The organism is Cytobacillus sp. FSL H8-0458 (assembly GCF_038002165.1).
GTDB lineage: Bacteria > Bacillota > Bacilli > Bacillales > Cytobacillaceae > Cytobacillus.
Genome location: NZ_JBBOBR010000001.1, coordinates 2907518 through 2932728 on the forward strand (window position 1 = coordinate 2907518; position 25211 = coordinate 2932728).

Genomic DNA, 25211 nt, shown 5'->3' on the forward strand with positions numbered 1-25211 from the left:
CTAAGCGTGGAACCCTATCCGCGCTTCTTCACTCTTTCCATTCCTTTCGGAGGAGGCCGTAGAGATACATATCATGCCGTTTTCCATCGCGTTCCAGAAACTCTCTGCAGCAGCCTTCTTTCCGAAATCCAAGGCTTTCATAAAGAGTCCTGGCTCTAGATTATACGAAAATACTGTAAGCTGCAGCCTATATAGATTCAGTTCCCTAAAAGCATAGCGGCTCAGGCATTGCATAGCTTCTTTTCCATACCCTTTTCCCCATTTGGCTTCATCTGCAATGGCTATGGTAACCCAGCCCGTTCTGTGCGGCCATAAAATGCCGTTTAACTCTGCATAGCCGATCAATTCATTTCCTTCTTTTAACCTGAGTGAAAATCTGAAGGTGTCTTGCGGGCACTCATCAAGCCACTTCTTAATTTCTGTTTCCTGTTTAGGTTTTACCGGAAGAGCATCCAGATTTCTCATGATTTTTTCGTCCGCATGCCAATCGATTATCTTTTTGATATCATCGTCAATAAATGACCCCAGAATAATATTTTCTCCTGACAATATCGTACTGCTTAACACTTTCTTCACTCCCGTAAAAAATCAATTATTCGCAAGATTGAATCCATTGGATAAAGAAAGAGCTCCCGAAGGAACTCTTTATTCGTACGTTTCCACAAAGACTGTGGCTCCCATCCCGCCTCCGACACATAGAGAAGCTATTCCTTTATGGCCTCCTCTTCTCTTCAACTCATGAACAAGACTCACAACAAGACGGGCACCTGTACATCCAATAGGGTGTCCAAGGCTGATTCCGCTTCCATTTACATTTACTTTTTCCCGGTTTAAGCCAAGCTCTCTCTCAACCGCCAAATATTGGGCCGCAAAGGCCTCATTAACCTCAATCAAATCAGCTTCTTCAAGTGACCAATTGACACTGGCAAGACCATGTTTAACTGCTGGAACAGGTCCTCTTCCCATTACTTTCGGATCTACTCCCGCTACAGAGAAGCCAGCAATCTTTGCCAGCGGCTTCAGTCCTCTTTCCAGAGCCAGCTCTTCCGGCATGAGGACTAGTGCTGCTCCGCCGTCATTCAGGCTGGATGAGTTTCCTGCTGTTACCGTTCCGCCCTTTCTAAAGACCGGCTTCAAGCTGCTCAACTTTTCCGCTGTTAAGTCTGCACGCGGGTTTTCATCTTTTGCAACGGTTACTTCTCCTTTCCGGCTCTTCACAGTAATTGGAACGATCTGCGAATCAAAGTAACCGTTTTCAATTGCATGCAGGGCCCTTTTATGGCTAAGCAATGCCGCTTCATCTTGCTCTTCCCTTGTGATGGAATGAATTTCTGCCAGGTTTTCTGCCGTTTCTCCCATCATGATATGATGGATTGGATCTTCGAGAATCTCCCATACTGTGTCGGTTACCTGTCCATGCTGCATACGTGCGCCCCAGCGATGCTGTTTTAATACATAAGGACTGGAGCTCATGGCTTCTACTCCTCCGGCAATCACGATATCTGACATGCCTGATGCAATCTGCAGGGCAGCGGAAATAATGGCCTGCATACCGGATGCACACTGTCTCTGGACTGTGAATCCTGTTGTCGTATCTTCAAAGCCTGCAAGCAATGCTGCTGTTCTTGCCGTGTTCGGTTCATCTGTACGCTGAATGCAGTGTCCCAAAATTACTTCATTCACGTCACCGCTCTGCAAGCCGCTTCTTTCGGCAGCCTCTTTTAAAACTGGTACAATCAGATCTGTCGGCAGAAGATCCTTAAAGGCTCCTCCAAAAGTCCCGACTGGTGTTCTTACTGCTGATGTTATTACAACATTTCTCATACTTTTCCACCCCTTTTATTACTGATTAATGAGCACTCGCTCGGAGTCAGGTTATTACATCATAATACCGCCATCTACATGCAGGACCGTGCCATTCACATAATCAGATTCGTCCGAAGCCAGAAACAGATATGCATTCGCAATATCTTCCGGTTTTCCCAGTCGGCCCAGCGGAACCATGCCCTGCATTTGGCCAATGACCTTTTCAGGCACTTTTGCTGTCATACCTGTAGAGATAAATCCTGGGGCCACGGCATTTACGTTAATTCCTTTTCTGCCGAGTTCTTTTGCCCATGTTTTGGTCATTCCCACCACACCTGCTTTGGCTGCAGCATAGTTTGTCTGTCCGACATTCCCATAGATTCCGGAAACAGAAGATGTATTGATGATTTTTCCGCTTCCCTGCTCCAGCATGAATGGAAGCACTGCTTGTGTACAATGGAAGACACCTGCCAGATTCACGTCAATAACCGCCTGAAAATCATCAGGGGATAACTTTGCAAGCATCCCGTCCCTTGTTATACCTGCATTATTGATGAGGATGTCAATTTTCCCAAATGCCGCTATTACAGCTTCTGCCATACTGTCTATGCTTTGCCTGTCAGCTACATTTACCTGAAAAAACTCTGCCTTTAATCCTTTTTCATTGAGCACTTGAGCCCGGGTTATTCCCATGTCTGCATCAAAATCTGCCATGGCTACTGCGGCTCCTTCACTTGCGAACCTTTCTGCTGCAGCGAGACCAATCCCATTGGCAGCACCCGTAATAATGGCGACTTTATCCTTAAGCCTCATTAATTGCACCTCCACTATATGTTCAAATATTCCGACATTAAAAACTAATACGTATCCGGTAAGGTGTACACCAGCTATTATTCGACAAAGCCCGCAGATTCTCCTGTATTCCATGCAATTATTGTTAAACAACGATCCAAGTCTTTCAAGGGAACTGTTGGGAATTTTTTGAATCGGTTTAACCGCAGCCAAAAAAGGCTAAGAAATATAAAACAATAGACAGCAAATTGGAAAGGGGCATTTATCATGAAAGTTGTTTATGGATTGATGGCACAAAACGGCGACGCCCAGGAGCTGTTGTGGGACTTGGGGTTTTGGGAAAGTGAAGAATCCGCAAAGGAATACTTAAATGCCGAAATGGCCAATTCACGCGGAATTACCGTAGAGCCTATTAATATTAATGACGCTATACCCATTCACCCGGAAGAACTGGAAGAGGAAAAAATGGTTGCCTGTTCCCTTTGCGGAATTGAATACAATCGTGAAGATGTGAATATGACTGACTATGATGAAAACGTGTGTGTAAACTGCGAACCTGAATATAGGAATAACCCCAATTTGCATGTTATCTAAGATGAGTCTTTCCTGCAAAAATAAAGGGACTCGAATTAATCGAGTCCCTTTTACTAGAAAGTCTTTTAGAATGACGCATCCATTTCATCAAGCGGCCAATAGCGCAGGTTTACTTTTCCTACAACCTGGCCGGCTGAAATAAATCCAAAATGCCGGCTGTCCCAGCTTCCGAGGCGATTATCTCCCATAACAAAAAATTTTCCCTCTGGCACCGTCTCTGTGCCCGTCATCTCCAGCAGTGTGAAATCACCTGTCAGTTTGCCTCCTGAGGTTTCTTTCCGGTATTTATCCAAGTAAGGTTCATCCACTTTCTTGCCATTAATAAATAATTCATCATTACTGTATGCAATTTCATCCCCTGGCATTCCTATTATTCTTTTTACAAAATCCTCTTCATCATTATGATGGAAAACAATTACGTCAAAGCGCTCTAAATCGCTGATCTGATAGCCGATTTTATTGACAATCAGCTTATTTCCATCCTGAAGGGTAGGCATCATGGATTCACCTTCGACAACGTAATTGGAGAAGAAAAAAGTCCGTATAAAAGCAAAGATGATAATGCCTATTGCAAAAGCCTTCAGCCATTCCGCTCCTTCTTTTCTCAATCCTTCCTTCACCTTTCATCTCCCCTATTACTTATACATTCAGTGCTTTTTATTCCCGCGATCTTTTTCTACGCTCATATTCATCTTTATTTCAATAATTTTGCCGACATACCAAAGAATGAAAATGACCAGTGCCACAATGGCAGTCCGAATTGGCTGTGTTATTAATGATCTGATATCATATCCGACAAAGCTTATTGTAAAAATCATTACTATCTTTCCGGTCAGGACTGCCAGCATATATTGAGCAATACTGATATTTGATAGCCCAGCTACAATATTGACAACCGCTGAAGGAGTAAACGGAAAACAAAGCAGGATGAACAATGGCCCGAATCCATGCTTTTCAACCCATTTCATAAGCTTCTGGACCTGCTTATGATTTTTCAAAAAACGGAGTATCCGTTTCTGGCCATATTTTCTGACCAGAAGGAAAACAATCAGCGCTCCTGCGACCGCTCCGACCCAGGAGTATAAAAATCCCAGCCAGAGGCCAAATGCACTTGCATTTGCCATAACGAACAAAAACAGAGGCAGAAAGGGCAAAAATGCTTCTAGCATTGGAAGCAGGATACCGGGAAGAGGTCCAAATGAACGATACTCCCGGATTAAATCCATTATATTCTCTAATGTAAACCAATCTTTGATCAATTCAAAATCCATTAGTATCTCCTTGTCCAATATGCAGCAATACCTTAGTCCAATCGTTTTGATAAATAATAAGTTTCCCCTAGTTTTACCATTTCCCCTTTTATTGTACACCTAATCCGCCAAAAACAGTGTTTCTGTCTTTTTTATTTTGAAAGAAATTCATGAATTGCCGCTTTATTCGCCTCTTTATCTATGCCCAAAACCGCAGCACCATTAATTCTCTCGTTTTCAAATGTTCCATCAACAGGAACACGAAGAGTCTCTACATTCCTGTTATCCTTAGATAAGAAATCTTTTCCAATATACAGAATATCACCCGTGTTCATATTGGTATTTACAAAAGGAGTTACCACCCCGATGAGTTTTGGAAGCTTGGTAATGGTCTGAAGGCTTGTAAACTGGCTTGCTACTTCTTTCATTACCTTCTGCTGGCGTTCTACTCTTCCAAAATCCCCTACTGCATCCTGCCTGAACCTGACGTACCCAAGGAGATGCTCTCCATCAAGCCGCTGCAGACCCGGTTCCAGTGTTACACCGATATTGGCAGACATTCTTTTTTCCACATCAATTTCTACCCCTCTTGGAAAAGCTTCATCAATTAAATGTACAAAGCCTTCAAAGTCAACAATGGAGTAATATTTAATATCTAAATCAAAGTTCTCTTTGAGCGTCTGCCTCAATAACTCAGGACCACCATAAGCAAGAGCAGAATTTATTCTGTTTTGTCCATGGCCCGGTATGTCCACATACATATCTCTCATAAAAGAAATAAGCTTATATGTGCCCTTTTCAGGATGATATTGTGCAACCATAATGGTATCAGCCCTTGATTTCTCTTCACCCCTTGCATCACTTCCAAGAATCAGGATATTCGTCCCGCCATACTTATCTTTTGCCCCGTTGAATTCAAACTCTTCTGTCTGTATATTTGCTTCTCCTTCTGTCTGGGAAACGCCTTGCTTAAACTGAAAATACGAATAGCCAAGGGTTCCTGCAATCAAGAGAAGCAGAATTAGGAGGAAAGATTTCCACTTTGTTTTCTTTTTCTTCTTTTCATATCTATCTGATCTCATAAGATAAGTCCTTTCTTTGCAGTAAAATTATAATTCACCCGCAGGTATGAAATACCTTCACCTATATTCGACTGCTGTTTCATTAAAAAGTTTCGATATCATTGCTGGTATATCCTGTATACCCTTATATTCTGCAGATGAATTGGATTCTTTGCAATTTATTTTAAATAGTTTCCTGCATAAAAAAATGACATCATTGATATATCGGCAAGTTTGGTGTACCTTTACAGGTCTATGAAAAAAACCGCAAACCCGTAGGCCTGCGGCAACATTTTTAGAGATATTCATCAAACCAGCCGGCTATATAGTTTAGGCGGCTGATTCTTAAATTCGGTTTTCCGCTTCTTGAAAGCTCATGATTGGCTTCAGGGAACCGGACAAATTTTGCTGTTTTCTTCCGATGCTTTAAGGCAATGAATAATTGCTCTGCCTGTTCAATTGGACAGCGATAGTCTTTTTCACTGTGCAGAATTAGGAGTGGTGTATTCATATCATTCACATAAGCAAGCGGAGAGTGTTTCCATAGTTTTTCTATATCATTCATATCACTCTTGATTTGCCAATCAGTAAAATAGTAGCCGATATCACTTACTCCATAAAAGCTGATCCAGTTGGAAATGGAGCGCTGAGTGACTGCTGCCTTGAACCGGCTGGTGTGTCCAATAATCCAGTTGGTCATAAAGCCTCCATAGCTTCCTCCCGTTACGCCAAGCCGTTCTTTATCGATGAAATCGAAGTTTTCGAGCGCGTAATCGACTGCATCCATAATATCCTCATAATCCTTGCCCCCGTAATCTCCTCTGACAGCGTCCACAAAATGCTGGCCATATCCATGGCTTCCCCGCGGGTTGATAAATAAAACCGCATAGCCTTTTGCAGCGAGGCATTGGAATTCATGGAAATAAGAATTTGCATACATAGCATGAGGGCCGCCATGGATCTCAAGCACAAGCGGTGCTTTTTGGCCCTCTTTCAGATGGACCGGTTTCATGATCCAGCCATGCAGGGCCCACTCATCCGAAGATTTAAACTGAATGGGCTCTGCATCTGCCAGCTCCACTTCGCTCAGGAACTCTTCATTGACTTTTGTCAGCTGTTTTAATTCCCCTGTCGGAACATCAAGCAAAAATAACTCACCAGGAGATGACGGCCTGCTGATGGCTACAACCGCTTTATTGATAGTTCCACCTGTTGTCAGTCCATATACATGCTGCTGACCAAGCAGGGCAGGATATAATTCCCCATCTAAAGAGCCATAATAAACAACTGTATTGCCATGATCAGTTGCCAGGAAATAAAAGCTTCTGCTATCCTCTGCCCAAAGAATTCCCGGTGTTACTGCACCCTGCTGGAAATCTCCGATGGCATAATCACCAGCCAATATGTCCGATTCTGCAGTCAGACACTGCAGATCTTCGAATTCGAGGTTATACACCCATACTTTGGTATGCGTAGCATTTTCGTATTCCCTTTCATGGCCGAACAATCCTATGTGTTTTCCATCCGGTGACCATGCAGCACTTCCGAAATAACCTTTTCCATCTGTGATCTTTTTCATGTCTTTTGTTTCAAGATGAATGATATACACATCACTTAAAAAAGAAAAATCCTTATCTTCATTCAAATCTGCCGAAACAGCAACCCATTTCCCATCTGGAGACCAGTCCTGCAATTGGAAATCATGTTCTCCGGATGTCAGCTGCTCCATCTCGCCAGTTTCTATATCTATTAATGCAACCTGGCTGAACCTTCCGTTCCAAAAACCCTGAGCGTCAGATTTGTGTTTCATTTTTTCAATTTCAATCGGTATTGGCTTTTCTTCCTTTTTTTCCTGATTTTCTGGTGTTTCTGCGTCTTCACCCGGTTTTATTGAAAGATTGAAGGCAAGCTTCTTTCCATCAGGGGACCAAACAGGATTAGAAGCACCATTTGCACAATGTGTCAGCTGTCTGGCTTCTCCGCCTGCTTTGCTCATCACATAAATCTGTGACTTCCCGCCTCTGTCTGATACAAATGCAATTAACTCCCCATCTGGAGACCAGCGGGGTGAATGATTACGGTGTTTGCCGTAAGTCCACTGAACAGGCTTATTGCTCTCTGCAGTATTTGTGTAAAAAATATTTGAACTATATGTATTTTCCTTTTCAAGCATTCTGGTCTCGACAAAAGCCAGATCATTTCCATTCATGGAAAGCTGCGGATCAGCTACAGATTTTAATTGATAAAGGTCTTCTGGTTTAATTGTTCTTTTTTGCGTCATTTATTCCATCCTTCCTACTGTGCTGTTCTACTTATTTCGACATCGGAAATAAAATCCCTTCTCAATAAGCTGCAGGCTGAAACTTTTTTTAATTATTGGAAATGATGAAGTATAACAGTATTTCGACAAATATAGGCTCTTGCAAGATAAAACATTCCTTTGTAAAATTGAATAAGAACATTTGTTCTTATTTATTGACAGGATACTATTGATTAAGGGGAGCAGAACAATATGACCAGAATTCCTGAGGAAGACCGTAATATCATGGAGCAGGCTATTTATCTGCCAATGGTGCTGACTGTTTTAAATCGCGACTCCATTGTCATTAATAAAAGCCCGTTTAAACTAAAACAGCCTTATCTTGATTTAGTTGAAGAAACAATGAAGGTCATTCAAAGTGAACTCTCTGAGGTAAAACGCTATATGAATATAAACCAGCTAAAGGTACAGGAAATAAAGAGGGATGAGGCATTTACTATGTTTATGTTCATGTACAAAGGATATGAGGAACACCATAATTATTTTAACCCCCGAATCCGCAATAAAGTTCAGGAGCTAATGACCTATTATCTCATTAAAAAACCTTTGCCTGGACCAGGGAAAAATCTAAAGGCCAATTAATTTTTGTAATAAGAAAAGCCTGCAGCTAATAAGGTAATATACATGGAAAACAGAAGCATGAAATTCCGCATGCTTCTTGGTTATCCTTCAATTCTAATCCCTTCTCTATTGGTAGGCTCCATTTCTCTCCGAAGCATTCATTAGTTTGGAACCATTCACATAATAAAGTGATTTTCTCTCTGAATCTTCTATCCTTTTTATCAATGTCGTTTTCAGCAGTGCTGTTCTGAGCACCTGATTATTAATAGTCGTATAAGATACTGGAATGATAAAGCTTTGCTTATTCTTAAAAGCCACTTGAGTTTGTGCGTTTTCCGCTCGCTTGAAGTAATTGATGTGATCCAATGCAATCCAGATGCATTCCGGATTGTTTGGAGAGGCCGTCGGGAAAAAATATATGAAATTTGTGGGGTCAACTGTTATCGGAGCTTTATGGGTAAAGCCCGTTAATTGGCGTGTACCCTCTTTTCTTCCTTCATAGCTTGATCCAAAATATTTGCAGCTGCTTTTAATTATTTCGATCGGCTTGAAGGGGGAAGTTATTTCATCATTAAGCTCCCAGATTTGCGAATAAACTTTTATACCATAAGAGAGAGGTTTAATAATCATCGTATTTGGATTGATTTCATATTCTTCGATTATTTGAATATTTTGGCTCATATATCTCCATCTCCTTTTTCTTTTTTGCGCTAGCTTTTCCATATTACCACCAATTTATCTAAAAATTACTAATTTATTCAATAGTTTTGAAATTGTTCACAATTTCGACAACCTGAAAATATTTTCTAAAAATTTAAAAAATTTAGTTGAATATTCAAAGGCAATTCCATATAATATTAAAAAGCTCAGGGGTGATTTCCATGAAGGAAAAACCATACACCGAATTAATGAAAACGAGTGGATCTAAGCGGAAAATCCTTAAGGAATCTTTTGTACTTGACCTTTACCTTGATATGCTGATTTCCGAGATTCTGTTGAATAATGAAAAAGAAAAGCTGATGAAAAAAGTAGACGCGGCGATTGATGAAGGAAATAAACCGGCATTTATGCATTTTTCGAAGCAGTACAAAGAACTTTCCAAGCGTTTTGGCACTTAAAAAGCAATTTGTCCCCCGCCAATCAGCGGGGTATTTTATTTTTAGTCAGGAAGGCGAGGAATAATGAACAGCAGGCATTTATTTTTAATGGGCGGAAGCCCTCCATTCGGGCATAGGTTTGGAAGAATGTTTACAGAGCTTGCCTGTGGCGCGGATGGCAAAATTGCTATACTCTTTTTGGAAAGGAAAGGCTGGGAGGTGTATATGGATAAGTATACTTCTGCCTTAATTCCTAATGGAGCCAGGAATTTCTGCTATCTGCCGCTTTCCCCTGACCCAGCAGAATCTTTTCTTCAAGAATTGATGTCCTGGTTCCGGCATCATTATTGGAGGCGATGATACAGAAAATTACAGAAGATCCATTGTGAATAGTGAAACTGGAGGATGCATTAGAAGGATGTACATGAACGGTGTTCCTGTAGCAGGCTTTTCGGCAGGCGCTCTCATCATCCCGGAGCATTGCATCATCCCCCCTATTGATACACCTAAAAGACAGCACCTCTTTTTGAAAGGGCTCGGGTTAATCAGGGATTGCGCCATCAGTGTCCATTTTACCAAGTGGAATGAACGGGAAAATCTAAAGGCAGCGGCAGAAAAAATCAATGCCGCAACGGGTTATGGAATTGACGATGCTGCAGGCGTCTATTTTCACAATGAAATTCAGGCTGACAATGAAGGAAGCATACATATTTATAAAAATGAAATTTAAAAAAGCAAGCCGTTTGGCCTGCTTTTTTAGTTATAATGAAGCAAATCAGTCCGCTGTCTCCTCCCGTTCTTTATGCTTCTGTTCCATTTCAAATTCTTCGAGCATAGAAATGCGCTCCAGCATCGTTGGATGCCCATATCGGAATACTTTCACAAGAAGAGGCGGATTTACCTGGCTTAAACCGGCACGTGTCAGCTCCTGAAATGTGCCTATTGCGGCTTTTGAATCCTTTGTCATTTCAATGGCATAACGGTCTGCCCTTGTTTCCTGATATCTCGAAACAAGATTAGATAAAGGGCTTGAAATAAAGAGCAGCATGGAAAGAATCATCAAAAACAGCGGCAGGGAACGTATATCATTTACTGCAGGAATTTTTAGCGCCCTGCCCCATTTATCTACTGCTTTTTCCATTAATTTAGCTGTCAAATACAGCCCCAGCAGAGAAAGGAGCAAGTATCCTCCAATTCCGATGTAAATATGCTTCTCCACGTAGTGGGCCATTTCATGTGCCATAATAAACAGGATTTGATCTTCAGTTAATTTATTCAGAGTTGTGTCCCAAAGAACAATTCTTGAATTTGAGCCGATCCCTGTTACATATGCATTCAGCGCATTCGTTTTCTCGGCCATATCGACCTCAAAGACATGTTCAGCCGGTATTTTAGCCTGATTGGCCAAATCAAGAATTTTCGTTTCAAGTTCCTTGTTTTTCAAAGGATAGAAATCATTATACAGAGGGTCAATGACAACCGGCTGCAGAAACATCATAAATAAGGTAAATGGAACAGACAATAGCCACGCGTAAAGCCACCATCTTTTCCTGCTCTTATTAATCAGCCAGTAAAGAACAGACACAATAAGAAGCATCATTCCATAATTAACCCAAAAATCAATGAGTTCATCCTTCATCCACCCGCTAAAGCTCTGAGTGGAGATATTATACGTTTTTGAAAGCGAAAAGCTGATATAGCTCAATGGCATCGTAGCAATAAAGGCGAAAAAAGAAAGCCAAATCAAATAGATCGCCGTTTGCAGGAATTTATATGGCGCAGTCTGTTCTGCCCATTTTTTAAAAGCCTTTGATAAGCCGAATAAAAGAATGAATAAATAAAATATCCATTCAAAAGGTGTAGAAATAAAAAACAGCAGATTTCTTATTTTAGAATATTCCTCACTGAGCATCAGTTCCCTGCCGTTCAGGAAAGTTGCAGGATCTGCCCGTGAACCTTCATACTCAAAGGGCAGACTGGTGTCAGCAAAATAGAATAGATACCAATAAAAAAATAAACCGTATACGAAAAAGGCCAGAGCCCCATAAAAACCTAATTTCCGCGCCATCAAATTCCCCTCCTATAGTACAACCTTTCTATATTTAGTTTAGTATAAAAATCTGTAAATAGAACTCTTTTGATGGGACAATCATTTCTTTCTATTCCAGCAGTTCTATTGAAAAAGCCGGTTCAAGAAGGAACCGGCTAAAGAACATCCATCATTATCTTTTCTAAAACAAAAAAGAATATACAGATAACACTGCGATCGATCCCAGGACGACCACAATCACATTTGCGCCTAAAAAGGCTGCCAGAAAAGCAGCAGCTGCACCCAGCAGACCAAACCAAATATCTTCATTTATAAATAGAATACCCGGAAAAATGAGTGCCCCTAATGTCGCATAAGGCACATTCTTTAATATCCCCTGAACAAAGCCGGGAAGCTCCTTCCCCTTAAAAAGCACAAAAGGCAGCAGCCTTGGGATATAAGTAACTGCTGCCATCCCAACAATCATCCACACAATATGGCTACTCATGCTCCTGCCTCCTGTTCCTGTTTTTTACACTTTCAATCCATTCCACTATTAAAGCCGATGAAAGCGTGGCCAATACAATTGCCCAGCCTGTCGATAGCGTATTAGTCAAAGTGAAAACCGTGTTAAAACACGCTGCAAGTGCGGCAAGAAAAACCACTTTTGCACTCTGTTTCATAGACGGAACGAGAAGTCCGACAAACATGGCATAAAGAGCAACAGACATGCTTTCCTGCAAGGTCTGCGGAAGGCTCGCCCCAATAAGATGGCCAAGCCCCGAGCAAATGACCCAGCTTGCATAGGAAACTGATATGAGCCCAAGCATATAACCGCTTGTTACTTTTTCTTCACGTACGGCTGCAACAGAAAAGGTTTCATCCGTAATCCCAAATGATAAAATCACCTTGTTGGCAGCCTGTTCATCATCCCACTTTTCATTAAGAGCGGTAGACATCAAAAAGTGCCTGATATTCACGATAAAAGTTGTCAAAACAATTTCAAATATGCCTGTTCCCAATGTAAGCAGGCTCAGGGATATGTACTGTGCTGCCCCGGCAAATACAAGCAAACTCATTAAAGCTGTTTCACCAATTGAAAGACCGGTTGTTTTGGCAAGCAGCCCAAATGTTAAAGCAATGGGTGCATATCCTATCGCGATGCTGATTCCCGACTGCACCCCTTTTCTAACTTCACCGGAAGGCTTTCCGACTGCAAGTTCTGCCATAATGCTCACCGCCTAAAAATATAATAAAAGGTTCTAAAAATTATACTATAATAGACTTAATATTAGAAGAATATGTTATCGCTTATAAATATTTCTGCACCGCTTGAACAAAAAATCCGAACAAGGCAAAAACCTTGTCCGGTCCACAAATCTAAATTAGAATCGCCTTGTCGCTGTTCATTTTCTCACCGCGGATTTTCTGGAATTCCTCCAGCAGTTTTTCCACTGTCAAACCTTTCTTCTCTTCCTCATTTGTTTCAAAAATGGTCTGGCCCTTGTCCATCATAATCAGCCTATTTCCCAGGTCAAGTGCCTGCTGCATATTGTGGGTGACCATCAATGTTGTGAGATTATATTTTTCCACAATCTCTTTCGTAAGACTGGTAATTAATTCTGCACGAGCCGGGTCCAAAGCAGCGGTATGTTCGTCCAAAAGCAATATTTTAGGCTCTGTGAAGGTCGCCATCAATAGGGATAGCGCCTGCCGTTCTCCACCTGACAGCAGTCCGACTTTTGCCGAAAGTCTATTTTCCAATCCCAGATGAAGCATTTCCAGGTGATTCTGGAAAAAGTCACGCCGTCTTCTGGAAACCCCTTTGCGAAGTCCGCGCGCAGAAGTTCTCGCATAAGCAATGGCCAGATTTTCCTCTATGGTCATGGAAGGGGCTGTTCCGGCCATCGGATCCTGGAAAACGCGTCCAATCAGCCTGGATCTTTTATGTTCCTTCACGAGAGTGACATCATTTCCATCAACCAGCACTTCTCCCATATCAGGAATCAATTTGCCCGAAATCATATTCATAAGAGTAGATTTTCCCGCTCCATTACTGCCGATAACCGTCATGAAGTCCCCTGGTTTCAGGTGAAGGTCGATTTTGTGCAGAGCTGTTTTTTCATCTGGTGTTCCCTCATTAAACACTTTATGAATCTGATTTAATTGCAGCAAAATGTTCACCACTTTTCCCGTAAGCATTTGTTTTTTTCGCTTCTGCCAATCTCCGGCGCTTTCTCTGCTTCTCCTTCTGCTGCTGAATAAGCTTTGGCAGAATCAGCGCACCAATCACAATTACTGCTGTAATCAGCTTCATATCTCCTGTTTCAAGGAATTCCACTCTCAATGCGAGAGTAACGATAATCCGATATAAAATGGCTCCTCCGATGACAGCCAGTGTAGCTCTGACAATCGATTTTGCACCAAAAATGGCTTCTCCGATGATTACGGATGCAAGTCCGATGATTATCATCCCGATTCCCATTCCGACATCACTGAATCCGTTATACTGTGCCACTAATGCTCCTGAAAATGCAACCAGTGCGTTTGAAATGCCCAAGCCGGCTATCTTCAGGAGGTCTGTATCAGCAGAAAAGCTGCGGATCATTGTCTCATTGTCTCCGGTCGCCCGTATAGCCAATCCAATGTCTGTCTTTAAAAATAGATCCATCAGTACCTTTACAGCAAATGCCAAAACCAGCATAAGCAATAGAATCCCCCAGGTCTTAGGAACAAAACTCATTCCCAGCGCTCCAAGCAGGCTTTGGATAGCCTGATCTATTCCAAGTCCCTGCCAGAATGCTGTAATCTTTGTGATAGCCGTTTCCTCAGACAGCAGAGGAACATTTGACTTACCCATAATCCTGAGATTGATAGAGTATAATGCAATCATCATTAATATTCCGGACAAAAGGGCGTTAATTTTTCCTTTTGTATGAAGAAGGCCTGTAAGGCAGCCTGCTGCAAAACCCGCAAGCAATGCTGCCATAGTTGCCAAAAATGGATTGTATCCTCCTGTTATCATGACAGCTGCTACAGATGCGCCCGTTACAAAGCTTCCATCCACCGTCAGATCGGGGAAATCCAAAATTCTGAATGAGAGGTAAACGCCCAGCGCCATTAAGGCATATATCGCACCTGCTTCAATGGAGCCAAAGATGGCAGTTGGCATAGTAATCTTCCTTTCTATTAGAAAAGCGCAAGCGCCTTGCTCACCCCTGATAAGCACAAGACGAGCCTCCCGGAAAGGCGTCCTTTGTCTTTTTTGGGGGGATTGGCTAGTGACCTCGAGGGGGTAGGCTGCTTGCGCTAGACAGTTATCGAGTAGAAAAGCGCTAATTATTTGCTGAAATTACTCCACAAACTCAGCAAGCTCGTTCCATTCATCTTTTAAGTCAATGCCCATTTCTTCTGCAGCCTTTTTATTGATTACCAGCTTTAGGTTTTGCGGATATTGGACAGGCAGTTCGGACGGCTTCTTGCCTTCTTTTAAAATTTTTGCCGCCATTTCCCCGGCTTCATATCCGATATCTTCATAGTCAAATCCATAAGCAGCAAATCCCCCGCGTTTAACTGAGTCCAGTTCTCCCACAAAAAGCGGGATATCATTGTCGTTTGAAACCTGAATGACAGATTCCAAAGCGGAAACGACAGTATTATCGGTAATAATATAGATAGCATCTGCTTTTCCGACAAGTGATTCTGCAGCCTGTTTCACTTCCGAAGAATTGGATACGGTAGCTTCGGCCAATTTCATATCTGTACCTGAAAGAGATTCCTTCACCTTTTCTATCTGCACCTCTGAATTTTGTTCTCCGGAATTGTAAATAACACCCACCGTTCCAGCCTTAAACTGTTCATCTATAAATTTAACCACGCTGGGTATCGCATCAGGATGCGTATCTGTTGTACCAGTTATATTTCCTTCAGGTGAATCCAGTGATTTTACTAATTGCGCACCCACTGGATCAGTTACTGAAGTAAATACAATTGGTATATCCTTCGTTGCATTCAGTGCACTTAATGCACTGGGTGTAGAGTTGGCAAAGATCAGATCCACTCCATCTCCGGCAAAATTATTGGCAATGGATTGATTATTATTCTGGTCCCCCTGGGCAATCTGGACATCGTAGCTTGCTTCAATGCCTGAATCCTCTAATGCCTTTTTAAAGCCCTCCAGTGCCGCATCTAACGAAGGATGCTCGACAATCTGCGTAACTCCTATATTAATTGACTCTCCCTTTTCTTTATCCGAAGAGCCGGCTTCCCCATTTGTACTTTCACTTCCGCAGCCGCTTAGCAGCAAAGTTCCTATAAGGCCTGCCACAGCTATAGCTTTAAATGTTTTAACTCTCTCTAACATACTGGTTGATCCCCCTTTTATATCTCTATCTTATTACTTCACTACTTTTATGCTTTTACGCTTTTATTCACTAAATTATATAGTCAATAGCTGTACGATTCAAGAGATTTTTTAATAATTTTCAAAAAATTTATTATATTAATAAAAAAACACCGCTAAAAATACTGCGGTGTCTCATATTGCTTATTTATTTTATTTCCCTTTAAACTCAGGTTTTCTTTTTTCAGCAAAAGCTGAAAGAGCTTCAACTCTATCTTCCGTTGGGATAATAACTTCGTATGCCTTCCTTTCAATCTGCAGCCCAGTCTGCAAATCAACACCCATGCCATGCTTTACAGCAAATTTAGCCTGCTGAAGGGCAAGCGGGCCGTTGTTAAGCATTTGTCCGGCAAATTCAAAACAATCATTTAAGAGATTATCCTTTTCAGTTACTTTAGTAAGGATGCCGTAATCAAGCGCTTCTTCAGAAGTGAGCCTCTTTGCCGTCAAAATTAGTTCAAGGGCTTTAGCCTGGCCAATCAGTCTTGGCAGCCTCTGTGTTCCTCCTGCACCCGGTATTATGGCTAAGCTTGTTTCTGTAAGTCCCATGGAAGTGCCGGAAACTGCAATGCGGAAGTCGCAGGATAGTGCCAATTCCATCCCCCCTCCGAACGCAAAACCGTTTATAGCAGCGATAGTAGGCTGCGGAAGCTGATCAACCAGGGAGAATACCTCACCTATTTTATATACATTCCTGCGTACTTCCTCATCAGATAGTGTCCTGCGTTCTTTTAGATCCGCTCCAACGCTGAATGCTTTTTCTCCAGCCCCTGTAAAAATAACAACACGAACATCAGGACTGGTGCGCAGTTTCTCAACTGATTCCTGAAGCTCCGACAAAGTTTCATAATTAAAAGCATTCATTGCATCAGGGCGGTTAATCTTCACGACCGCAATATGACCTTTTTTTTCGACTGCAATAGAACTCATCTGTATCTCTCCTCTTTCCTGTGCTATCTAATAATTCGATAAATTTCGTGAAAACCCTTTCAAATTTAGCAATTCAAATGAAGAATAGAAAAGGACAGACACATGCCATGTCTGCCCTTAAAAGCCTATTTAGCCTGAAGAACCTGATTCTTCAATGCTCTCCGTAAGATTTTTCCAGTTGTATTCTTTGGAAGCTCCTCTAAAAATTCGATTGATGATGGCACTTTATATCTAGCCAGATGCTCTGCACAGTATGCAAGCAGCAATTCTTCTGTCAGCTGGGGATTGCTTGTTACTACATAACACTTTACCGCTTCACCCAGATTCGGGTCAGGCACGCCCAATACAGCAGCTTCTACGACCTCCCCGTGATTATAGAGCACCTCTTCTACTTCCCGCGGATACACATTATAGCCGCCGACTAAAATAAGGTCCTTTTTACGGTCAACGATGTAAAAATAGCCCTCCTCATCCCTTTTTGCAAGGTCTCCTGTATAAAGCCAGCCATCACGGATTGTGGCCGCGGTTTCTTCCGGCAGCTTGTAGTACCCCTTCATTACGTTTGGCCCGCGTACAATCAATTCACCAACTTCGCCAACAGAAACTTTCTCTCCCAATTCATTTACAACTTTATTCTCGACGTTCATAATGGATTGTCCGATCGAGCCTGCTTTACGCGGTTTATCAAGCGGATTGAAGCATGTAACCGGAGAAGCTTCTGAAAGACCGTATCCTTCCGAGACAATGACATTGAATTTTTTCTCAAAGCCATGAAGAAGCGCAACCGGCATTGCAGCACCACCTGATATGCACAGCCTTAATGATTTCAGATCTTCCGGATTGCCATCTTCATACTGAAGAAGGAAATTGTACATGGTCGGAACTCCGGCAAAAACAGTAGGTGCATATTTTTTGGCGAGCCTGAAAATCTCTTTCGGGCTGAATTTTGGATCTATTAAAATAGTAGCCCCATTCATCAGAGGTGCATTGAGAGCAACCGTTAAACAGAAAACATGGAACATAGGCAGAGTAGTAATAACCCGGTCATTCTCGTTCATGTGCAAATAGTCGCTGACATCCTTTGCATTGCTGTAAAGGTTTTTATGTGTAAGCATTGCACCTTTTGGCTTTCCTGTGGTACCGGATGTATATAGGATAACGGCTGTTTCATCTTCTTCGAGTTCAGGGCCTTTAAACCCAATATCTCCTGAAGCAATTAATTGTGTAAACGATTTCATTTTTGAAAAAGCTGATAATGCAGACATATCCTGTTCTGAAGCTTGTCCCTGAGGTGTATCACAAATAATAAAGTTTTCCACCTTTGGAAGGGACTGATGCATCTTCTCAATTAAAGGCACTAATAGATCAAGCGTGACAACCGCTTTTACATCACCATTATTTACGATGTAACCAATTTCATCGGGTGTATAAATTGGGTTGATCGGTATAACAGTTGCTCCAAGCCGCAAGGCTCCATGCAGGCCGATGACAAAATGGGGTGAATTCCCCAGTAAAAGAGCAATATGATCTCCTTTTTTCACTCCCAGCTTTGAAAGCCCATCCGCAAATTTGGTTACAGCACCATCAAGCTCCGCGTATGTACTGGACTGATCCATAAAATAATAGGCAGTCTTATCGCCCATCTTAATCGCCGTTTCATGCAGCTGCTCTGTTAAATTCATTTACACTCCCCCTATAATGAATGAATAGTCATTCATTTCTATTAAATAAATTTTCTAAATATATTATATTGAAAGAAATTTTTGTATTCAAGTAGGAAAACGAATCTTTCACAATTTCTTTTTTTTCAGAGTGACTGGCTTGCAAGACCTTATATAAGAATAAGAAAAGCCGGCATTATGCCAGCTTTCTCATTAATACACCAGGTTGATGAATTCTTCTTTAGTCACATTTCCGAAGTAATGCTTAATTTCCACTCCTTCAAGAGCCTTTTCAATCTCTGACTTTTCATAGCGAATTCCAGTTAGCTTATTTTCAATTTCACTTACATCGCCCACCCCAAAGAAGTCTCCATATATTTTGCATTCCTCAACTTTTCCTTTTGTGACATTAAGTCTGATATCAATTTGACCAACAGGGAAGCGATGAGAATGCTGGAGATCAAATTTAGGTGACCTTCCATAATTCCAATCCCAGTTCTGATAGCGCTCCCTGGACAGCTGGTGAATCTTTTCCCAGTCCTCATCCGTAAGCTTGTACTCCGGAATTTCATCTAAATTCCCGAAAATATTCTTTAGAAGCAAAGTGCGAAATTCTTCAATAGTGATTTTTTCGTCCAGGAACTCCGAAATATTAGCAACCCGGCTTCGAATTGATTTAATGCCCTTTGATTCAATTTTATCCTTCTTTACCTTTAGCGCTGAAACGACACTTTCAATTTCGGAATCAAACAAGAGGGTGCCATGGCTAAACATTCTCCCTTTTGTGGAAAACTGGGCATTCCCGGATATTTTTCTGCCTTCTGCCATCAGATCATTCCGGCCGCTTAATTCAGCTTTCACACCAAGCTTCTGCAAAGCTTCTGTCACTGGTTCGGTAAACTTTTGGAAGTTATGAAAGCTATCGCCATCATCTTTTGTAATAAAGCTGAAGTTAAGATTGCCTAAATCATGATAAACGGCCCCTCCTCCAGATAGCCTTCTGACAACATGGATGCCATTATTTTCAACGTAATCGGTATTAATCTCTTCCACTGTATTCTGGTTTTTTCCGATAATTATGGAAGGTTCATTAATATAAAAAAGCAAATAGGTTTCTTCAATATCAAGATTCTTTAATGCATATTCCTCAATAGCAAGGTTAATTCTGGGATCTGTGATTCCCCGGTTGTCGATAAAAAGCATCAGTTTTCCTCCTTAAAAAATATGGGACCATTTATAATCCGCTATAGAAATAGGACCGGAATATTTAGTCGATGCCTCTTCCTTAAGCTTTCGAAGTTCACCATAATGAGGCAAATGTGTCAGCAGCAGATTTTTCACCTTTGCTTTGCTGGCTAATGTTCCAGCATCCAGGCTTGTCATATGCCCTGCATTTTTCCCGTTTTGATGACCATAAAAATTACACTCGCATACTAATAGATCAGCATTTTCGCTAAATGCCTCCAGCTCTTCTTTATAAGAAGTATCTGCCGTGTAAATAAGTGATTTGCCGTCTGCTTCAACTCTCATTGCGTAGCATGGCACAGGATGATTGGTTTTCAAAAAGCGAATTTGAAATGGTCCTGCTGTGAGAGTGCCTTCAGGGTCATAGGCGACTCCTTTTGTAATATCCTTGTATGTAAGTTTGGCAAATTCAGGCTGGTCGAAAGAATGTCCATAAATCGGGAGTGCAGCTGTTTTCTTGCCCAGGAAGCCCTGAATGAGCCTGGCATGCTGCAGCACCCCTATATCCGCAATATGATCTGGATGGTAATGCGAGATAATTAGCGCATCCAATTCTTCTGGCTGGAAAAAATTCTGCATTTTCGAAAGCACACCGCTTCCGCAGTCGACCAGCAAATGAAATCCTTCATGCTCCAGCAAATACCCGGAACTGGCCTCATCTGCTTTAGGATAACCGCCCCAGCTGCCGATTACAGTTAACTTCATCACAAATTCCCTCCTACTATAACTGGATAACCTGGCTTTCCTATGTCCAATATACTCGATTATGCCTATTTTTTCACTTTTTTAAAATTGTATTGAAACAGATGTTGACATAAGAATACTGTTATAATACAATGAAATTAAATAATCGAACTATTTAGAACAAAAACACAAATTAGGAGGCTTCAACATGATTCAAAACATTATGGAATTTTTCAGAAATCTGCCGGCAAAACAATGTTCAGAATGCGGGAAGTCGATCGAAGAACAGCATGAATGCTACGGTAACAAGTGTGAAAAATGCATGGGAATGACAGATTTATAGAATAATATATTTAAAGCCAGCCCAAACAGGGCTGGCTTTGTTTTTTTCTTATAATCAATCAGTCTGCTCTGCAGCAGCTGCAAATCTTTTCTTGTGCATGGCAGTAAAGTAAACAAAAGATCCTGCAATGAACAAGGCTCCAAAGCTCAGGAGAATTAACGCATTCTCCCACATAAAATCAAAATTGCCGCTTGAAATGACTGCCTTAAAACCGGAAACAGAATAGGTCATAGGCAAATATGAACTGATTGGCTGAAGTGCATTAGGTATCAGCTCAAGCGGAAAAGTACCGGCACTTGTTGTCAGCTGGAGTATTAAAATAATAATCGCAACAAACCGGCCTGGGTCACCCATGACAGTGACAAAGAATTGAATAAGCGCTATGAAAGTCAGGCTGGTTAGGATTGTAAACAGAAGAAACAATGGTACACTCTGCACTTCCAGGCCAAGTCCCAGTAAAAGAATCAACGCTGCAATGAGGCCCTGAACAATGCCTATTCCAGCAAGAATTCCGAACTTGCTTGCAAACCAGCTGAATCCTGAACGCGGAACGCCAGCCGGTTCCCTAAGCGGGAATACAATGGAAAGCAGCAGAGCTCCAACAAAAAGACCAAGAGACAGAAAATAAGGTGCAAATCCTGTACCATAGTTTGGAACTTCTGTAATCTTCTCATTATCTATTTCTACCGGATTTGCCATCATGTTATAAGTTTTATCGCTGGCATTTACTGATGAAGCATTTTCAGCTCCATCGGCTAATTTATTTGCTAACTCAGACGACCCTTCATAAATTTGTGAATTACCCTCAGCAATTTTGCCTGCACCAGCTTCAAGCTGCTTCGAGCCATCTGCAAATGCAGCAGAACCTTGTGTCAGTTGGCCAAGACCGCCTGACAAATCTGCTGCACCTCCTGCCAGCCTGTCTGCTCCGGCCTGTGCTTCACCAAACTTCTGAGCAAATGTTTCCATTCCCGCATCGAAATCTTTATGGCCCTGTACCAGCTTAAGAGAGCCATTTTCCAGCTCTGCTGTTCCCTGGGCAAGCTGATTTATTCCTTGCTGGAGCTGCTGCTGTCCTGCCTTTAACTGCCCCACTCTTTGGGACAATTCGGCTCCTCCACTAGATAGTTTGCCGGCTGATTCGGCAAGCTGGGCTGATCCGGCCTTCAGCTGTGCAAGTGCAGTCTGAAGCTCAGCCTTTTCAGGAGAACCTTCTGGAAGCTGCGATAAGATTCCCTGCAGCCTTTGTTCTAAAAGAGCAGTGCCTCCGCTGAGTTTTTGCGCTTCCGTCTGCCATTGCTCCAGAGATGAAGATAATGTGTTTGCACCATTTTCTAGCTGTTCGGTTCCATCGATCATAACTGGAAGTTTTTCTTTTACCGTTAAGATCCCTTCTTTTGTTTGTGTAACACCTGCAGAAAGATTTTCACTTCCTGATTTTAGCTGATCAGAAGCATTTCTCAATTCCGATTGGCCTCCTGCAAGTTTGCCTAAACCTTCTGAAAGGGATTTAGCTCCTTCTGCCATTTCCTTAGAACCTTTGCTTGCTGTGCTTACGCCGTTATTGAACTCAATGGATTTATCGGCCAAAAGCTCCAGCTTCTCATGCAAAGTTCTGGAGCCGTCCTTTAGATCAGCTGCTCCTTCACTGATTTGAAGTGCACCATCACTTGCCTGTCCAATGCCATCTGCAAGTTCCCCTACCTTATCAAACATGGTTTCTGAATATGTTTCTGTTACTTTTTCTGACAGTGACGCTTTAATCTTTTCTACAGCTGTTCCGCCAATTTGAGCTGATAAAAAATTGTAGCTCTCATTGGGAACGTAAATCAGATTCATTTTCTGCGGTTGGTCTTCCAGCAGAGTGGTAGCATTCGCGGAAAAATCCTTGGGAATTTCAACCAGCATATAATATTGCTGATCATTTAGATCCTTATATGCCTCTTCTTTATCTACAAATTGAAAATTAAAGTCCTTGCTTTCCTTTAATTTATCAACAAGATCATTGCCCAGATGCAATTCATTTCCTTCCATTACAGCACCGGCATCTTCATTAACGATGGCAACCGGGAGATCATCTAAATGATCATATGGATCCCAGAATGCCCACAGGAACATTCCGCTGTATAAAACCGGAATAAACATCACTGCGATTATCGGAATCAGCAGCTTTTTGTTTTTTATAATGGCTGAAAACTCCTTAAGGAAAAGTTTGTTTTTCACCGTAAATCCCTCCAAATTACTTTATGACTAAATTTCTCATTTGGTCATTTTTCTGAAAAAATAGAGGACTATCTAGTTCGATAATCCTTTCATAATGTATTGCTCAAACAGAAGAGCTATTTTTTCTTTTTCCAAAGGTTCATGACGCTGCTCCCAATCAAAAATAAGAGCAATATAAAGCTTAAGCATGACAAAGGAAGTCAGTTCCGGATCGCATTCCCTGATTTCTCCTCTTTCAATGGCATGCGTAACTTTGTCTTTTACATATTTTATTATCGCATCCTCCACTTTCCCAATTACATCTGTAACAGCAGGAGTTCCCATTTCCTTTGCTTCCTGGAAAAGCTTGATTGTCAGCTGATGCTCCATGCGGAATTCAAGTATTTTATACAATCCCCGATGAACATTTTTATGAAAGGGCAAAGAAGGATCAAGCGCTTCATCAGCTGCATTTTTCATTTCCGTGATGAGCGTATGGATAATTTCATCAAACAGCTCTTCTTTATTTTTAAAGAAATTATATATAGTGCCTTTTCCAACGTTCGCAAGCTTTGCAACCTGGTCCATAGTGGTTGCTTTATAGCCAAAAAGAGAAAATGATTTTGTGGCTGCTTCAAGAATCTGCTGTTTCCGATCTGCTGACATAAACTCACCTCTTCGAAAATGACTAAATGAACAATTTGGTCATTAGTACAAGAAGTAATCTATCATACTCTATTTAAAAAAGCAACCTTAAATGATGCCAATTTAAAAAGCTGTCACACACGGACAGCTTTTTGCTTGTTGCTCTTCAGGTATTCTAGTGTATTTCGAACTGCCTCTTCTGCTTGATCTATGCAGTCAGGAACACCAAGACCGTCAAATGAACTTCCTGCCAGAAAAATGCCCGGCACCTTATCCTGCGCCTGTTTCTTTGCCAATCCGACGCGCTCTTTATGTCCAACGGTATACTGAGGCATTGAATCCTTCCATCTTGTTACATAACTAAAATCAGGATTCATATTAATATTCATTGTTTTATTTAAGTCATCAAGCACAACTTTAACAATTTGATCATCTGACAGGTCCACAACTGCTTCATCACCAGCTTTGCCTACGTAACAGCGCAGAAGCACTTTTCCTTCGGGTGTAGAATGAGGCCATTTTTTATGTGTCCAGGTACAGGCAGTAATGGTGTAATCACTGTGGCGTGAAACAACAAAACCCGTTCCGTCTATATCCCTTTCAATCGCATCCTCTGGAAAAGCCAGAGCTACAGTTGCCACTGAAGTGGACGGCATTTCTTTAAACTGCTCAAAAAGTCCCCAGCCGGAGAAAATGCTGCACAAAGAATGGTGGGGAACAGCCATAACTATGGAATCTGCATTAAGGCTTTCTCCTCCATTCATTTCAACGGTATAGCTTTCGCCATTCTTAATAACCGCTTCAATGCGATGGCCTTTCAGTACAGTTCCAGGTTCAAGCTTGCTTTCGAGAGCATCGACCAGTGATTGAAGTCCTGATTTGAAAGTAAGAAACATTCCTTCTTTGCCCTTGCTGTTTCCGGCTTGTTTCGGCTGAGATCCTGCAGCCTTTTTCATTCCCAGAATTAAACTTCTATACTTCTGCTCAACCTGATAAAACTGCGGGAAGGTGGCCATAAGGCTCAATTGATCAATATCGCCTGCATATATGCCAGAGAGAAGCGGTTCAATCAAGTTATCGACAACTTCGTCACCAAGCCTTCTTCTGAAAAAGACACCCAGAGACTGATCAGTGGAAGGATTGGAACGCGGCAGCACAAAATCTGCCGCAGCTCTTGCCTTTCCTGCAGGAGAGAATAAGCCGGTTGTAATAAAGGGAGCAATCTGTGTCGGGATGCCCATGATGGATCCGCCAGGCATTGGATACAGTCGCTGCCTTACAAGTACATAGGACTTGCCGGATGTATTTCTCACAAGTTCCTTTTCCAGGCCCGCTTCCCTGGCAAGGCGGGAAGCACTTTGCTTACGGGCCAAAAAGGAATCTGGCCCTCTTTCGATCACAAAACCGTCTCGTAGTATTGTTTGAATCTTGCCGCCAAGGCGATGTGAAGCCTCTATGAGCTTAACGTCCAGAGCCAAGCCCTTTTCTTTAGCTTCCTTCTGCAGATAGTAAGCTGCAGCAAGACCCGTAATTCCTCCTCCGGCAACAATAACTTTCTGTCTCTCTCCCTGCACGGTAAATCGCCTTCT

27 protein-coding genes are annotated in these 25211 nt (G+C 41.9%); 6 read left to right on the forward strand and 21 right to left on the reverse strand.

Going from position 1 to position 25211, the window contains the following annotated elements; genetic code table 11:
- The 3 genes from NYE23_RS14150 to fabG form a co-directional block, all read right to left on the reverse strand.
- Entirely contained in the window at positions 1 to 567 is a 567-nt protein-coding gene (locus NYE23_RS14150; protein ID WP_341078780.1) for a GNAT family N-acetyltransferase, read from the reverse strand.
- A 78-nt stretch (positions 568 to 645) separates the two neighbouring features.
- Positions 646 to 1824, reverse strand: a complete 1179-nt coding sequence (locus tag NYE23_RS14155; protein WP_341078781.1) for a thiolase family protein — start codon at positions 1822 to 1824, stop codon at positions 646 to 648.
- A gap of 54 nt (positions 1825 to 1878) precedes the next feature.
- A complete protein-coding gene (fabG, locus tag NYE23_RS14160; protein WP_341078782.1) occupies positions 1879 to 2619 on the reverse strand; it encodes a 3-oxoacyl-ACP reductase FabG in 741 nt (246 codons plus the stop codon).
- A gap of 246 nt (positions 2620 to 2865) precedes the next feature.
- On the opposite strand from fabG, the gene NYE23_RS14165 reads away from it, so the two are divergent.
- Positions 2866 to 3192: a hypothetical protein gene (locus NYE23_RS14165; protein WP_341078783.1), complete on the forward strand. Its 327-nt coding sequence runs from the start codon at positions 2866 to 2868 to the stop codon at positions 3190 to 3192.
- A gap of 65 nt (positions 3193 to 3257) precedes the next feature.
- Here NYE23_RS14165 and lepB read toward each other — a convergent pair whose 3' ends face one another.
- The 4 genes from lepB to NYE23_RS14185 form a co-directional block, all read right to left on the reverse strand.
- The gene (gene lepB, locus NYE23_RS14170) at positions 3258 to 3812 is read right to left on the reverse strand and encodes a signal peptidase I (protein ID WP_341078784.1); all 555 of its coding nucleotides are present in this window, start codon (positions 3810 to 3812) and stop codon (positions 3258 to 3260) included.
- Between the two features lie 27 nt (positions 3813 to 3839).
- On the reverse strand, positions 3840 to 4463 hold the full coding sequence (locus NYE23_RS14175) for a TVP38/TMEM64 family protein (RefSeq protein ID WP_341078785.1): 624 nt from the start codon (positions 4461 to 4463) through the stop codon (positions 3840 to 3842).
- Positions 4464 to 4594: 131 nt separating this feature from the next.
- Positions 4595 to 5524 (reverse strand): LCP family protein, encoded by a 930-nt coding sequence (locus NYE23_RS14180; protein ID WP_341078786.1) that lies wholly within the window; start codon positions 5522 to 5524, stop codon positions 4595 to 4597.
- 274 nt (positions 5525 to 5798) lie between these two features.
- Positions 5799 to 7784 carry a S9 family peptidase gene (locus tag NYE23_RS14185; protein ID WP_341078787.1) on the reverse strand — a complete coding sequence of 662 codons (1986 nt, stop codon included), beginning with the start codon at positions 7782 to 7784 and terminating at the stop codon, positions 5799 to 5801.
- 231 nt (positions 7785 to 8015) lie between these two features.
- Here NYE23_RS14185 and NYE23_RS14190 point away from each other — a divergent pair, with 231 nt between their 5' ends.
- Positions 8016 to 8405, forward strand: coding sequence for a hypothetical protein (locus NYE23_RS14190; RefSeq protein WP_341078788.1), 390 nt, complete (start codon positions 8016 to 8018; stop codon positions 8403 to 8405).
- Positions 8406 to 8510: 105 nt separating this feature from the next.
- Here NYE23_RS14190 and NYE23_RS14195 read toward each other — a convergent pair whose 3' ends face one another.
- Positions 8511 to 9065, reverse strand: coding sequence for a competence protein ComK (locus tag NYE23_RS14195; RefSeq protein ID WP_341078789.1), 555 nt, complete (start codon positions 9063 to 9065; stop codon positions 8511 to 8513).
- A 200-nt stretch (positions 9066 to 9265) separates the two neighbouring features.
- Here NYE23_RS14195 and NYE23_RS14200 point away from each other — a divergent pair, with 200 nt between their 5' ends.
- The 3 genes from NYE23_RS14200 to NYE23_RS14210 all read left to right on the forward strand — a co-directional run bounded on the left by NYE23_RS14200 (position 9266) and on the right by NYE23_RS14210 (position 10211).
- Complete coding sequence (locus tag NYE23_RS14200) at positions 9266 to 9502, forward strand: IDEAL domain-containing protein (protein ID WP_341078791.1); 237 nt, start codon at positions 9266 to 9268, stop codon at positions 9500 to 9502.
- A gap of 63 nt (positions 9503 to 9565) precedes the next feature.
- Positions 9566 to 9841 carry a hypothetical protein gene (locus NYE23_RS14205; RefSeq protein ID WP_341078792.1) on the forward strand — a complete coding sequence of 92 codons (276 nt, stop codon included), beginning with the start codon at positions 9566 to 9568 and terminating at the stop codon, positions 9839 to 9841.
- 25 nt (positions 9842 to 9866) lie between these two features.
- Positions 9867 to 10211 (forward strand): Type 1 glutamine amidotransferase-like domain-containing protein, encoded by a 345-nt coding sequence (locus tag NYE23_RS14210; RefSeq protein ID WP_341078793.1) that lies wholly within the window; start codon positions 9867 to 9869, stop codon positions 10209 to 10211.
- Between the two features lie 45 nt (positions 10212 to 10256).
- Here NYE23_RS14210 and NYE23_RS14215 read toward each other — a convergent pair whose 3' ends face one another.
- The 10 genes from NYE23_RS14215 to NYE23_RS14260 form a co-directional block, all read right to left on the reverse strand.
- The gene (locus NYE23_RS14215; RefSeq protein ID WP_341078794.1) at positions 10257 to 11549 is read right to left on the reverse strand and encodes a M48 family metallopeptidase; all 1293 of its coding nucleotides are present in this window, start codon (positions 11547 to 11549) and stop codon (positions 10257 to 10259) included.
- A gap of 163 nt (positions 11550 to 11712) precedes the next feature.
- Entirely contained in the window at positions 11713 to 12018 is a 306-nt protein-coding gene (locus NYE23_RS14220; RefSeq protein WP_009331384.1) for an AzlD domain-containing protein, read from the reverse strand.
- Positions 12011 to 12739 (reverse strand): AzlC family ABC transporter permease, encoded by a 729-nt coding sequence (locus NYE23_RS14225; RefSeq protein ID WP_341078795.1) that lies wholly within the window; start codon positions 12737 to 12739, stop codon positions 12011 to 12013. Before NYE23_RS14225 ends, NYE23_RS14220 begins: the two co-directional genes overlap by 8 nt.
- 151 nt (positions 12740 to 12890) lie before the next feature.
- Positions 12891 to 13685, reverse strand: coding sequence for an ABC transporter ATP-binding protein (locus NYE23_RS14230; protein ID WP_341078796.1), 795 nt, complete (start codon positions 13683 to 13685; stop codon positions 12891 to 12893).
- A complete protein-coding gene (locus NYE23_RS14235) occupies positions 13660 to 14682 on the reverse strand; it encodes an ABC transporter permease (RefSeq protein WP_341080735.1) in 1023 nt (340 codons plus the stop codon). The genes NYE23_RS14230 and NYE23_RS14235 overlap by 26 nt, the downstream gene beginning before the upstream one ends.
- Before the next feature lie 180 nt (positions 14683 to 14862).
- On the reverse strand, positions 14863 to 15873 hold the full coding sequence (locus NYE23_RS14240) for an ABC transporter substrate-binding protein (RefSeq protein WP_341078797.1): 1011 nt from the start codon (positions 15871 to 15873) through the stop codon (positions 14863 to 14865).
- A 192-nt stretch (positions 15874 to 16065) separates the two neighbouring features.
- Positions 16066 to 16842: an enoyl-CoA hydratase-related protein gene (locus NYE23_RS14245; protein WP_341078798.1), complete on the reverse strand. Its 777-nt coding sequence runs from the start codon at positions 16840 to 16842 to the stop codon at positions 16066 to 16068.
- A gap of 125 nt (positions 16843 to 16967) precedes the next feature.
- Positions 16968 to 18524 carry a fatty acid--CoA ligase family protein gene (locus NYE23_RS14250; protein ID WP_341078799.1) on the reverse strand — a complete coding sequence of 519 codons (1557 nt, stop codon included), beginning with the start codon at positions 18522 to 18524 and terminating at the stop codon, positions 16968 to 16970.
- A gap of 192 nt (positions 18525 to 18716) precedes the next feature.
- Positions 18717 to 19706, reverse strand: coding sequence for a lipoate--protein ligase (locus NYE23_RS14255; RefSeq protein ID WP_341078800.1), 990 nt, complete (start codon positions 19704 to 19706; stop codon positions 18717 to 18719).
- 12 nt (positions 19707 to 19718) lie between these two features.
- Positions 19719 to 20453: an MBL fold metallo-hydrolase gene (locus tag NYE23_RS14260; RefSeq protein WP_341080737.1), complete on the reverse strand. Its 735-nt coding sequence runs from the start codon at positions 20451 to 20453 to the stop codon at positions 19719 to 19721.
- A gap of 187 nt (positions 20454 to 20640) precedes the next feature.
- Here NYE23_RS14260 and yhfH point away from each other — a divergent pair, with 187 nt between their 5' ends.
- Positions 20641 to 20775 (forward strand): protein YhfH, encoded by a 135-nt coding sequence (yhfH, locus tag NYE23_RS14265; protein WP_076261153.1) that lies wholly within the window; start codon positions 20641 to 20643, stop codon positions 20773 to 20775.
- Positions 20776 to 20829: 54 nt separating this feature from the next.
- Here the strand turns inward: yhfH and NYE23_RS14270 are convergent, their stop codons facing one another.
- The 3 genes from NYE23_RS14270 to hemY form a co-directional block, all read right to left on the reverse strand.
- Positions 20830 to 22998, reverse strand: coding sequence for a YhgE/Pip domain-containing protein (locus tag NYE23_RS14270; protein WP_341078801.1), 2169 nt, complete (start codon positions 22996 to 22998; stop codon positions 20830 to 20832).
- 72 nt (positions 22999 to 23070) lie between these two features.
- A complete protein-coding gene (locus NYE23_RS14275; RefSeq protein ID WP_341078802.1) occupies positions 23071 to 23643 on the reverse strand; it encodes a TetR/AcrR family transcriptional regulator in 573 nt (190 codons plus the stop codon).
- A 113-nt stretch (positions 23644 to 23756) separates the two neighbouring features.
- Entirely contained in the window at positions 23757 to 25196 is a 1440-nt protein-coding gene (hemY, locus tag NYE23_RS14280; RefSeq protein WP_341078803.1) for a protoporphyrinogen oxidase, read from the reverse strand.
- Positions 25197 to 25211: the final 15 nt, after the last annotated feature.